The organism is Peterkaempfera griseoplana (assembly GCF_001418575.1).
In the GTDB taxonomy this organism is placed as follows: domain Bacteria; phylum Actinomycetota; class Actinomycetes; order Streptomycetales; family Streptomycetaceae; genus Peterkaempfera; species Peterkaempfera griseoplana.
In genome coordinates this window covers 39,466-50,503 of sequence record NZ_LIQR01000322.1, presented here as the reverse complement: position 1 = coordinate 50,503, position 11,038 = coordinate 39,466, and the positions used below count along the sequence as shown (strand labels likewise).

Genomic DNA, 11,038 nt, shown 5'->3' with positions numbered 1-11,038 from the left:
CCCGTGGAGCCCCGGCGTCCCCCGCGGCCCCCTCCCGGCCGGCGGCGTCCGTCACGCTCCGGGTGCCGGTGCCGCCTGGGCCCCGCCGTCCCGGTGCGCACCACTCTCCCGTCCGCGGCGGCCCGGGGGATATCCGTTCGGGTACTCAAAGCGTCGGCCGAGTACGTCTGAGTACCGGTACTCAGATCTCCCGAACCGCCCACGGCGTGGAACCGCGCCGCAACCCTGGCGCGTCTCCCGCTCGCCTACGCTGTGCAGGCGGCACCGCGGGCGGTGCCACGACGGGGAGCAGGAGGCGGATGTGTCGGTCATCCCGATGATCTTCACCAGCGGATGGGCGAGCGGGATCAACGCCTATGCGGTGGTGCTGCTGCTCGGGCTCTTCGGCCGCTTCGGCGGGGCCGACTCGGTGCCGCCCGCCCTGGAGCGCACCGATGTGCTGGTCGCCGCCGGGCTGCTCTTCCTCTGCGAGGCGGTGGCCGACAAGATCCCGCTGGTGGACACCGCCTGGGACGCCGTCCACACCGTGATCCGCCCGGTGGCCGGAGCCACCGTCGGGGCCCTGCTCGCCGGGCACGCCCACGGCTCGCTGGGCGCCATCGCGGCCGGCGCGATGGGCGGCGGCAGCGCCCTGGTCAGCCATCTCACCAAGGCCTCCCTGCGGATGGCGGTCAACACCTCCCCGGAGCCCTTCAGCAACATCGTGATCAGCCTGCTGGAGGACCTGTCCGTCGCCGGGATCGTCACCCTGGCGATCTTCCACCCGGTGGCCGCCGCCTCGGTCGCCGGTGTGCTGATGCTGCTGGGCGTACTGCTGGTCCTCTTCGCCGTCTCCCGGATCCGCCGCTTCCTGCGGCGCCGCCGTGAGCGCCGCGCCCAGCGGGCCGGTGCCGCCCACCCGGCGGTCCTCTGAGCGGCGCCGTTAGGATCCCGACCATGGCAAGGATCGTGGTCGTCGGTGCGGGCATCAGCGGGCTGGCGGTGGCGTCGCGGCTGGCCACGGTGGGACACCGGGTGCTGGTGTGCGAGGCTTCCGGGACCCACGGCGGCATGCTGGGCCGGTACCGCCGGGACGGCTTCGCCTTCGACACCGGGCCGACGCTGCTCACCCTGCCGGCCGTCTACCGCGATCTGGCCCTGAAGACCGGCAAGGAGCGGCTGGAGGACCTGGTCGAGCTCTCCCCGGTCGACCCGGAGAGCCGCCATCTGCTGCCGGACGGCACCGAGCTGGCCCTGCCCAACGCCTCCCGGGCCGGGGTGGTGCGCGCCCTGGACGGCGCCTTCGGCCCCGGCGCGGGCGAACGGTGGGGAGCGGTGCTGGACCGGGCCCGGCAGGTCTGGGAGGCCACCCGCCGCCCCCTGCTGGAGGAGCCCCTCACCGGCTCCACCGCCGCCCTGCACACCGATCCCTACCCGGCCGCACCGCGCCGCGGCCTGGCCCGGCTGGCCCGCGGCGGACCGCGGACCCTCGCCGAGGTGGCCCGCCGTGAACTGGCCGGGCAGCCGGGGCCCACCGCGCTGCTCTGCGAGTACGCGCTCCGCTTCGGATTCGACCCGCGCACCGCCCCGGCGAGCCTGACCGTGGTGCCGTACATGGAGCAGACCTTCGGCGTCTGGTACGTGACCGGCGGGATGCGGGCGCTGGCCGACGCCGTGTACGCGCGCTGCGAGCAGCGGCGGGTGGAGTTCCTGTTCCACGCCACGGTCTCCGAGGTGGTGGTGAAGGACGGCCGCGCGGCCGGGGTGGAGCTTTCCGACGGCAGCCGGATCGAGGCCGACCTGGTGGTCTCCACCGCCGACGTACGGGCCCTCTACGGGCAGCGCCTGGTGGAGTGGGACGGGCAGGACGAGTGGCCGGCGCTGCCGCCGGCGCGTCCCGGACGCCTCACGGTGCTGCTGGCGCTGCGCGGCGCCCGCCCGGACGGCACCGTGCACCGCACCGTGATCCACGCGGCCGACCCGGGGGACGAGCTGGCGGCGCTCTTCCCCGCCGGCGGGGGCCCCGGCCGGCTCTGCGAGCGGCCCACGGTGCAGGTGCTGCGCCCGGACGACCCCTCACTGCGGCCGGACGACGGCCATGAGACGGTCACCCTGACGGTGACCGTGCCGCGCCACGGGGAGGTCGACTGGGACGCCCCCGGTGTCGCCGATACGTACGCCGACCATGTCGTTGCCCAGGCGGAGGCGGCCGTTCCCGGGCTGCGGGAGCGGCTGCTGTGGCGGCAGGTGCGCACGCCCGCCGACACCGAGCGGGAGACCTGCGCCCCCGGCGGCTCCGTCCCCGGTCCGGCGCTGGCCGGCGCCGGAGGCGCCTGGCTGGCCGCCGCCAACCGATCGCCGCTGCCCGGCCTCCATCTGGCCGGAGGGTCCGCCCACCCCGGCGGCGGGCTGCCGCGTGCGGGGATGTCCGCCGCCGTCACCGCCGCCCTGATCGGCACCCCCTGATCGGCACCCCCTGATCGGCACCCCTTGACCGGCAGATCCCGCTCGGCCCTCTGAGCAGGCCCGCCGCGCCCCCGGGCACCCGCGCCCCGCGGGCCTCAGGCGGAGGGCTGCCAGGTGTCGGGGTGCTGCTGCTGGTGCTGCTGCTGGGCCGCGTAGTCCCCGTAGGCCTGGTGCTGCTGCTGCGACCAGTCGGTGTAGCCGGTCTGCTGCTGGGCCGGGTCCCAGTTCTGGGTGTACTGGGTCTGGTCCCAGCCGCCCTGGTAGGCCGCGGCGTAGGGGTCCTGCTGCTGGTAGCCCCCGTAGCCGGAGGCGTCCTGGTAGCCCTGGTAGGCGGCGGCGCCGTACTGGGTCTGGTCCCAGCCGCCCTGGTAGGCCGCGGCGTAGGGGTCCTGCTGCTGGTAGCCCCCGTAGCCGGAGGCGTCGTGGTAGCCCTGCTGGGTGGCGGTGGCGCCGGTGTAGACCCCGTAGCCGTCGGAGTCGTCCTCGTGCAGCGGCTGCATCTCGTAGACCTGCTGCGGGTCGGCGGCCGGCGGAGGCGTGTGCGGGCCGTCGGCCGGCTCGTCCGCGTAGGCCTCCTCCCAGCCCTCGACCGGGCCCACCTCGCCGACCGGCTCCGGCAGTTCCTCGTCCGGCTCGCCCTCGCCGCCCAGCAGCGGGACGCGGGCCAGCGGTCCGGGGAGGGAGCCGTCGGGGCGCCGCAGCGACCAGCCGGCGTCGTAGCCGCGCTTCACCGAGAGGGTGACGAAGGTCTGGCCGACCGCGAAGGCGGCCGCTCCCAGTCCGATGACCGCGACCGACCCCAGCTGCATCCCGGCGACCACGCCGAGGAACCCGGCCAGCGCCAGGGCCCGCCAGACCAGCGGCGCCTTGTTCTGCAGCAACAGTTCGGCGACCAGCCAGAGCGCCACGACCACGAATGCGGCGTACAGCAGCATGTACCCGACGCCCACTCAAACCTCCAGTCGCCGGCCCGGCACCGCACCGCCCGGCCAATCCGCGCCGTGCGCGTGTGTCGGGCGAGCGTACCGCGCCGCCGCACCCGGATGGCCGCAGCCGACCGGAGTCTTTGCGGCGGGATCGTCAGACCCGCTCGTGCAGGCCCAGGTTCTGGTAGATCTCCAGCGTGGCCGTGGAGTGGTTGAGCGTGATGAAGTGCAGCCCTGGCGCGTCCTCGGCCAGCAGGCGCTCCGCCATCCCGGTGGCGTACTCCACACCGACCTCGCGGACCGCCGCCGGGTCGTCGGCGACCGCCTTCACCCGCTCGGCGAGCGCCGCCGGGAAGGCCGCGTTGCTGAGCTTGGCGAAGAAGTCGATCTGCTTGACGTTGGTCACCGGCATGATCTCCGGGATGATCGGCACGTCGCAGCCGGCCGCGGCGACCCGGTCGCGCAGCCGCAGATAGTCCTCCACATGGAAGAACATCTGGGTGATGGCGTAGTCGGCCCCGGCACGGACCTTGGACACGAAGTGCCGGATGTCCTCCTCCCAGGTCTCCGACCTGGGGTGCATCTCGGGGAAGGCCGCGACGCCGACGCAGAAGTCACCGATCCCCTTGATCAGCTCCACCAGCTCGGCGGCATAGCTGACGCCCTCCGGGTGCCGCACCCACTCGCCCATGGGGTCGCCGGGCGGGTCGCCCCGCACCGCGAGGACGTTGCGGACGCCCTCGTCGGCGTAGTGGCCGATGATGTTGCGCAGCTCGGCGACCGAGTGGCCGACCGCGGTGAGGTGCGCGACCGGGGTGAGGGTGGTCTCGGCCGCGATCCGGCCCACCATGTCGACGGTGCGGTCGCGGGACTTGCCGCCGGCTCCGTAGGTCATGCAGACGAAGTTGGGGGCCAGCGGCTCCAGCCGCCGTATGGCGTCCCAGAGCCTGCGCTCGGCCTGTTCGGAGCGGGGCGGCATGAACTCGAAGGAGAAGGAGCGGTGCCCCGCCGCCAGCAGGTCGCGAACGGTGGCCGCGCGGTCCGTTCTGGTGGAGGGGATGCCCAGTGCCATACGTGCAGGTTATCCGCGATCCGGACACCTGGGGCAGGTCACGTCCACGTCGTGAGACATCGCAGCCGAAGGGCGCCCGCACGGCTCGCCGCCCTGTCCGGTTAGGCTGGCGTTCCACCCATTCGCACCGGAGCCGCACCGTGACCCTGCCCGCCGCCGTCGACACCGCCAACCCCGTGGACCGGGAGGGGCTGCGGCTGCGCGTCAACCGGGCGCTGGAGGAGTTCCTGCGCCGGCAGGAGGGGCTGCTGGCGACCATCTCCCCGCAGCTGTCGGAGGCCTCCACGGCGCTGCGCGACTTCCTGCTGGACGGCGGCAAGCGGCTGCGCCCGGCGTTCTGCTACTGGGGCTGGCGCGGCGCCGGCGGCGGGGCGGGCGCGGACGGGATCGTCGCCGCGGCCGCCGCCCTGGAGTTGCTGCAGGCCAGCGCGCTGGTGCACGACGACCTGATGGACCGCAGCGACACCCGCCGCGGGGTGCCCTCGGTGCACCGCCGCTTCGAGATGCTGCACCGGGCCGGCGGCTGGCGCGGCGACCGGGCCCAGTACGGGACGTCGGCGGCGGTGCTGCTGGGCGACATGCTGCTCTGCTGGTGCGACGAGCTGTTCCTGCGCTGCGGTCTGGACCCGGCGGCGGTACTGGCCGCCAAGCCGCTCTTCGACCTGATGCGGACCGAGGTGATGGCCGGGCAGTACCTGGACGTCCTGGAGCCGGTGGCGGGCGACTCCCTGGGCGAGGGCGCCGCGGAGCGGGCGCTGGACGTGGTCCGCTACAAGTCCGCCAAGTACACGGTGGAGCGTCCGCTGCAGGTGGGCGCGGTGCTGGCGGGCGCCGGACCGGCCCTGGTGGACGCCTACGGGGCCTTCGGCCTGCCGCTGGGCGAGGCCTTCCAGCTGCGGGACGACCAGCTGGGGGTCTTCGGCGACCCCGCGGTGACCGGCAAACCGGCCGGCGACGACCTGCGGGAGGGCAAGCGGACCCTGCTGGTGGCGCTGGCCATGGAGTCCTGCTCCCCCGCCGACGCCCGGCTGCTGGACGAGCGGCTGGGCGCGCCCGACCTGGCGCCCGCGGAGGTGGAGCGGCTGCGCGGGATCATCGCCCGCAGCGGCGCCCCGGAGCGGGTGGAGCAGCGGATCGACGCCCTGCTGACGGAGGCGCTCGCGGCGCTGGAGGCCGTCCCGCTGGCCGAGGGGCCGGCGCGGGACGCGCTGCGGGCACTGGCCTCGGCCGCCACCGTGCGGCGGTACTGAACGACCGGTACGAAGCGACCGGTACGGACGGGGACGTACCGCCGCACGGTGTGCGGCGTCAGAGCTCGCGCAGCCGGCGGGCCAGGTCCGCGGCGGCGGCGCCGGGGTCGTCCGCCGCGGTGATCGCCCGGACCACCACGACCCGCCGGGCGCCCGCCTCCAGCACCTGGTCGAGGTTGCCGGCGTCGATGCCGCCGATCGCGAACCAGGGCCGGGCGGGCTGCAGCTTCGCCGCGTACTCCACCAGGCCCAGCCCCGGGGCGTGGCGGCCTGGCTTGGTGGGGGTGGGCCACACCGGGCCGGTGCAGAAGTAGTCCACGCCGGGCTCCGCCACGGCCGCGTCCACCTCCGCCTCGGCATGGGTGGACCGTCCGATGACCATGCCGTCGCCTACGACGGCCCGTGCGTACCGCACCGGCAGGTCGCCCTGGCCGAGGTGGAGGACGTCGGGGCGGGCGGCGTGCGCCACGTCGGCGCGGTCGTTCACCGAGAGCATCCTGCCGTGGCGGCGGCAGGCGTCGGCGAAGACCTGGAGGATCTCCAGCTCCTCCGCAGCCTCCAGCGCCTTGTCGCGCAGCTGGACGATGTCCACGCCGCCCGCCAGCACGGCGTCCAGGAACTCGGGGAGGTCGCCCTGCGTCCGGCGGGCGTCGGTGCACAGGTAGAGGCGGGCGTCGGCGAGCCGCGCCCGTACGGGGTCCGTCACCGCGTCAGACCGCCATCGCCTGGGCGCGGCGCTTGACCTCGGTGCCGCGGTTCTCCCGCAGCGCCTGGACGGGGGTGCCGGGCAGGGTGGGGTCCTCGGTGAAGAGCCACTCCAGGGCCTCCTCGTCGCTGAACCCGCTGTCCCTGAGCACGGTCAGGGTCCCGATCAGACCTTTGACCGGCTTCTCCTCCCCGATGAAGGCGGCGGGGACCTGGAGGGCGTTGTTCTCCCCGCGGCGGACCGCGATCAGGTCGCCCTCCTTGACCATCTGGCGGACCCGGGTGACCTCCACACCCCACTGCTCGGAGATGTCGGGCAGGTACAGCCAGGCCGGGACCAGGGCTTCAATCTTGGGATCGATCTCGCTCACGCATCCAGACTGCCATCAGCCGGGCCCCGATGGGTAACCGCCGCCGCCGTTCCAGTGTCGCGGCCGCCCCGCACGGCCCTGCGGCCGGGGTCCGCGGCCGGTCCGTTCAGCGGGCCGCGGACCTGAGCGGGCCGCGGACTTCAGCGGGCCGCCGACTTCAGGGGAACGGCGGGATCGGCCGCCGCGGCCGCGTCCAGCGGGACGGCGCGCTCGATCAGCCGGCGGCCCTGGGCGAGGTCGCGCGGGCGGTCCACGGCCAGCAGGGCGACCGGGACCTCGCCGCGCAGCCACAGCACCGTCCAGCCCGCGTCCTCCGGGGCGCCGCGCCACAGCAGCCGGTCGGCGGCGAGGTGGTGGCCCGCGTACTGGACCATGCGGCCGAACTGCTCGGACCAGAAGTACGGCACCGGGTCGTACGGCGCCGCGTCCCCGCCGAGCAGGTCCGCGGCGACGGTGCGGGCACCGTGCAGGGCGTTGTCCCAGTGCTGGACGGTGAGCCGGGCGCCGAAGCGCCCGGAGGGGAAGGAGGCGCAGTCGCCGACCGCGTGGACACCGGGCAGGGTGGTGCGCAGCCTGTCGTCGGCGAGCACCGCGCCGTGGTCCTCCAGGGTCACCCCGGAGTCGCCGAGCCACCCGGTGGCGGGCCGGGCCCCGACGCCGACGACCACCGTGTCGGCGTCCAGCCGGGTGCCGTCGGCGAGGTGGACGGCGGTGGGTTCGACCTCGGCGACGGCGGCGCCGGTGCGCAGCTCCACCCCGGCGGCGGCGTACCAGTCCCGGGTGAGGCGGCCGAGTTCGGCGGGCAGGGCGCCGGGCAGCGGTTCGGGGCCGGCCTCCACCACGGTGGCCGTGCAGCCGAGCGCCCGGGCGGCGGTGGCGGTCTCCGCGCCGATCCAGCCGGCGCCGACGATCACCACCCGGGCGCCGGGACGCAGTGCGGCGCGCAGAGCCAGGGCGTCGTCCACGGTCCGCAGCAGATGCACCCCCGGGACGCCCAGCGCGCCGGGCAGCGGCACGGCCGAGGCTCCGGTGGCGGCGACCAGGCGGTCGTAGCGCACCGGCCCGGCGTCGGTGATCACGGTCTGCTCGGCGCCCTCCAGCCGCAGGGCGCGCCGGCCGGTGAGCAACTCCACGCCGAGTGCCGCCCAGTCGAGGTCGAAGGCCGTGCTGTCGGCCTTGCCCAGCAGGACGTCCTTGGAGAGCGGCGGCCGGTCGTACGGCGGGTGCGGCTCGTCGCCGAGCAGCGTCAGCCCGCCCGTCCAGCCGTGCTCCCGCAGGGCGGCGGCGGTCTGCGCGCCGGCCACCCCCGCGCCCACGATCACGATCCGCCCGTCGCTGCTCAGTTCTGCCACCGGCTCAATCTAACGGCTCAGTGGGGGCCGTCCGGCGGATGCGGGGGGTCGTCGCAGCGGTTCCACTCGGATCATGGACAACTACTCTCCGACCCAGCTGGCCGTGGACGGGAACTACCCCCTGCTGGGGCTCTTCCTGACGATGCTGTGGCTCTTCGTCTGGGTGCTCTGGTTCTTCCTGCTGTTCCGGGTGATCACGGACCTCTTCCGGGACGACTCGCTCAGCGGCTGGGCAAAGGCGGCCTGGATGATCGCGGTGATCGTGCTGCCGTACCTGGGGGTGCTGGTCTACCTGATCGTCCGCGGCAGGGGCATGAGCAGCCGGGAGCAGCACGCGGCGAGGGAGCAGCAGAAGGCCGTGGACTCGTACATCAGGGAGACGGCGGCGGCCCCGAGCAGCGCCGACCAGCTGCACAAGCTGTCCGAGCTCAAAGCCCGCGGCGACCTGTCCGCGGAGGAGTACGAGCGGGCCAAGGCGAAGATCCTCGCCTGAGCCGGCGGCCGCACCCGGGGACCGGCCCTGGGGGCGGCCGCCGGGCGGAGATAGGCTGTGGGCGTACACACGGGAGCCTGGCGCACCGGGCTGAGAGGGAGGCTGCGGCGGCCTCCGACCGTCCGAACCTGATCCGGGTCATGCCGGCGAAGGGAGAGTCGCAGCCTTGCTACGCACCCATACCGACGTCCTGGTCGTCGGCGGCGGCATCATCGGGCTGGCCGTCGCCTGGCGTACGGCGCAGCGCGGGCTCGGCGTCGCCGTGCTGGACCCGGACCCGGGGCACGGGGCCGCCCAGGTGGCTGCCGGGATGCTCGCCCCGGTGACCGAGCTGCAGTACGGCGAGGAGCCGCTGCTGCGTCTGGGCATGGCCTCCAACGCCCGTTACGCGGACTTCGCCGCGGAGCTGGAGCAGGCCTCCGGCCTGCCCACCGGCTACCGGGCCTGCGGCACCCTCGCGGTGGCGCTGGACGCGGACGACCGGGCGGAGCTTCAGGACCTCTACGCCTTCCACCAGCGGCTGGGCCTCACCTCGCGCTGGCTCACCGGCCGCGAGACCCGCCGGCTGGAGCCCATGCTGGCTCCCTCGGTACGCGGCGCCCTGCTGGTGGAGGACGACCACCAGGTCGACGGCCGCAGGGTCGGCGCGGCCCTGCTGGAGGCGTGCCGGCGGGCCGGGGTGGATCTGGTGGCGGCCCGCGCCGAGCGGCTCACGGTGGAGCACGGCCGGGCGACCGGGGCGGTCGCCGAGGGCGGCCGGGAGCTGGCCGCGGACCAGGTGGTGGTGGCGGCCGGCAGCCGCAGCCATCTGCTGCCGGGGCTGCCCGAGGGGGTGCTGCCGCCGGTGCGGCCGGTGAAGGGCCAGGTGCTGCGACTGCGCATACCCCCCGTCTACGCCCCGTTCCTCTCCCGCAACGTCCGGGCGGTGGTCCGTGGCTGCCACATCTACCTGGTGCCGCGCGAGGACGGCGAGCTGGTGGTGGGGGCCACCATGGAGGAGCTCGGCCATGACACCACGGTGACCGCGGGCGGCGTCTACGAGCTGCTGCGCGACGCCCATGAGCTGATCCCCGGCATCACCGAGCTGCCGCTGGTGGAGACCTCCGCCGGCCTGCGTCCGGGCTCACCGGACAACGCCCCGCTGCTGGGGCCCACCGCGCTGGACGGCCTGGTCGCCGCCACCGGCCACTTCCGCAACGGGGTGCTGCTGGCCCCCGTCACCGGCGACCTGGTCGCCGAGTACCTGGCGGCCGGTCGGCTGCCGGAGCTCGGCGTCCCCTTCCTGCCCACCCGTTTCACCCGCACCGCCGCTCAGGAGGCACTGCGATGACCACCGCACACCACCCCGCGCAGATCGCCCTCTCCGTGAACGGCGAGCCCCGCAGCGTCCCCGGCGGAGCGACCCTGGCCGACGTGGTGGCCCAGTTGAGCAGCGCCCCCGCCGGGGTCGCGGCGGCCGTCAACGAGGCGGTGGTGCCGCGCAGCGCATGGGGGGAGACCGCGCTCGCGGCGGACGACCGGATCGAGATCCTCACCGCGGTCCAGGGAGGCTGAACCATGGCCGACGACATCCTCACCATCGCCGGTACGCCCTTCGGCTCCCGGCTGATCATGGGCACCGGCGGCGCCCCCAGCCTGGAGGTGCTGGAGCAGGCGCTGAAGCTCTCCGGCACCGAGCTGACCACGGTGGCGATGCGCCGGGTCGACCCCACCGTGAAGGGCTCCGTGCTGGAGGTGCTGGCCCGCAACTCCATCCGGGTGCTGCCCAACACCGCGGGCTGCTTCACCGCGGGCGAGGCGGTGCTCACGGCGCGGCTGGCGCGGGAGGCGCTGGGCACCGACTGGGTGAAGCTGGAGGTGGTCGCGGATGAGCGCACCCTGCTGCCGGACCCGGTGGAGCTGCTGGACGCCGCCGAGATCCTGGTCGACGACGGCTTCACCGTGCTGCCGTACACCAATGACGACCCGGTGCTGGCCCGGAAGCTGGAGGACGTCGGCTGCGCCGCGGTGATGCCGCTGGGTTCGCCGATCGGCTCCGGGCTGGGCATCCGCAATCCGCACAACTTCCAGCTGATCGTGGAGAACGCCGGGGTGCCGGTGATCCTGGACGCGGGCGCGGGCACCGCCTCGGACGCCGCCTTCGCCATGGAGCTGGGCTGCGACGCGGTGATGCTGGCCTCGGCCGTCACCCGCGCCCAGGACCCGGCGCTGATGGCCGACGCGATGCGCCGGGCGGTGGAGGCGGGGCGGATGGCCCGGCGTGCGGGACGTATTCCGCGCCGCTTCCATGCGGAGGCCTCCTCCCCGCTGGAGGGCCGTGCGCAGCTGGACCACCGGGAGATGCCCGCCTTCTGAAACGGAACCGTCACAGGTCACCCGCGAGGGGGTTCCGGCTGTCCGCTCCGGGCCCCTGCGGGGGCGGCC

General features: G+C 74.8%; 12 protein-coding genes and 1 riboswitch. Of the genes, 7 read left to right on the top strand and 5 right to left on the bottom strand.

What is annotated here, in order from left to right; all coding sequences use genetic code 11:
* The first annotated feature begins 301 nt into the window (after positions 1-301).
* Both AOK09_RS23745 and AOK09_RS23740 read left to right on the top strand, forming a co-directional pair.
* Complete coding sequence (locus AOK09_RS23745) at positions 302-913, top strand: DUF4126 domain-containing protein (protein ID WP_055589262.1); 612 nt, start codon at positions 302-304, stop codon at positions 911-913.
* Between the two features lie 23 nt (positions 914-936).
* Positions 937-2,445 carry a phytoene desaturase family protein gene (locus tag AOK09_RS23740; protein WP_055589261.1) on the top strand — a complete coding sequence of 503 codons (1,509 nt, stop codon included), beginning with the start codon at positions 937-939 and terminating at the stop codon, positions 2,443-2,445.
* 95 nt (positions 2,446-2,540) lie between these two features.
* Here AOK09_RS23740 and AOK09_RS23735 read toward each other — a convergent pair whose 3' ends face one another.
* Together AOK09_RS23735 and metF are read right to left on the bottom strand one after the other, a co-directional pair.
* Complete coding sequence (locus AOK09_RS23735) at positions 2,541-3,395, bottom strand: hypothetical protein (protein WP_055589260.1); 855 nt, start codon at positions 3,393-3,395, stop codon at positions 2,541-2,543.
* Positions 3,396-3,525: 130 nt separating this feature from the next.
* Complete coding sequence (gene metF, locus AOK09_RS23730; RefSeq protein ID WP_055589259.1) at positions 3,526-4,443, bottom strand: methylenetetrahydrofolate reductase [NAD(P)H]; 918 nt, start codon at positions 4,441-4,443, stop codon at positions 3,526-3,528.
* Positions 4,444-4,583: 140 nt separating this feature from the next.
* Here metF and AOK09_RS23725 point away from each other — a divergent pair, with 140 nt between their 5' ends.
* Entirely contained in the window at positions 4,584-5,693 is a 1,110-nt protein-coding gene (locus AOK09_RS23725) for a polyprenyl synthetase family protein (RefSeq protein ID WP_055589258.1), read from the top strand.
* A gap of 58 nt (positions 5,694-5,751) precedes the next feature.
* Here the strand turns inward: AOK09_RS23725 and thiE are convergent, their stop codons facing one another.
* The 3 genes from thiE to AOK09_RS23710 all read right to left on the bottom strand — a co-directional run bounded on the left by thiE (position 5,752) and on the right by AOK09_RS23710 (position 8,130).
* Positions 5,752-6,399: a thiamine phosphate synthase gene (gene thiE / locus AOK09_RS23720; protein ID WP_055589257.1), complete on the bottom strand. Its 648-nt coding sequence runs from the start codon at positions 6,397-6,399 to the stop codon at positions 5,752-5,754.
* A gap of 4 nt (positions 6,400-6,403) precedes the next feature.
* On the bottom strand, positions 6,404-6,769 hold the full coding sequence (locus AOK09_RS23715; protein ID WP_055589256.1) for an Rv2175c family DNA-binding protein: 366 nt from the start codon (positions 6,767-6,769) through the stop codon (positions 6,404-6,406).
* Between the two features lie 140 nt (positions 6,770-6,909).
* On the bottom strand, positions 6,910-8,130 hold the full coding sequence (locus AOK09_RS23710) for an NAD(P)/FAD-dependent oxidoreductase (RefSeq protein ID WP_245687447.1): 1,221 nt from the start codon (positions 8,128-8,130) through the stop codon (positions 6,910-6,912).
* Positions 8,131-8,194: 64 nt separating this feature from the next.
* On the opposite strand from AOK09_RS23710, the gene AOK09_RS23705 reads away from it, so the two are divergent.
* The 4 genes from AOK09_RS23705 (at position 8,195) to AOK09_RS23690 (ending at position 10,969) form a co-directional block, all read left to right on the top strand.
* On the top strand, positions 8,195-8,614 hold the full coding sequence (locus AOK09_RS23705; protein WP_055589255.1) for an SHOCT domain-containing protein: 420 nt from the start codon (positions 8,195-8,197) through the stop codon (positions 8,612-8,614).
* 59 nt (positions 8,615-8,673) lie between these two features.
* Positions 8,674-8,786, top strand: a riboswitch (TPP riboswitch).
* Positions 8,781-9,944: a glycine oxidase ThiO gene (gene thiO, locus AOK09_RS23700; protein WP_055589254.1), complete on the top strand. Its 1,164-nt coding sequence runs from the start codon at positions 8,781-8,783 to the stop codon at positions 9,942-9,944. It overlaps the preceding riboswitch by 6 nt.
* Positions 9,941-10,168, top strand: a complete 228-nt coding sequence (gene thiS / locus AOK09_RS23695) for a sulfur carrier protein ThiS (protein WP_175609335.1) — start codon at positions 9,941-9,943, stop codon at positions 10,166-10,168. Before thiO ends, thiS begins: the two co-directional genes overlap by 4 nt.
* A 3-nt stretch (positions 10,169-10,171) precedes the next feature.
* Positions 10,172-10,969: a thiazole synthase gene (locus tag AOK09_RS23690; protein ID WP_055589253.1), complete on the top strand. Its 798-nt coding sequence runs from the start codon at positions 10,172-10,174 to the stop codon at positions 10,967-10,969.
* The last annotated feature ends 69 nt before the right edge of the window (positions 10,970-11,038 follow it).

Excerpts from the sequence above, each read along its gene's own strand:
- AOK09_RS23740 (WP_055589261.1), top strand. The coding sequence starts at position 937 with ATGGCAAGGATCGTGGTCGTCGGTGCGGGCATCAGCGGGCTGGCGGTG.
- metF (WP_055589259.1), bottom strand. The coding sequence starts at position 4,443 with ATGGCACTGGGCATCCCCTCCACCAGAACGGACCGCGCGGCCACCGTT.
- AOK09_RS23705 (WP_055589255.1), top strand. The coding sequence starts at position 8,195 with ATGGACAACTACTCTCCGACCCAGCTGGCCGTGGACGGGAACTACCCC.
- thiS (WP_175609335.1), top strand. The coding sequence starts at position 9,941 with ATGACCACCGCACACCACCCCGCGCAGATCGCCCTCTCCGTGAACGGC.
- AOK09_RS23690 (WP_055589253.1), top strand. The coding sequence starts at position 10,172 with ATGGCCGACGACATCCTCACCATCGCCGGTACGCCCTTCGGCTCCCGG.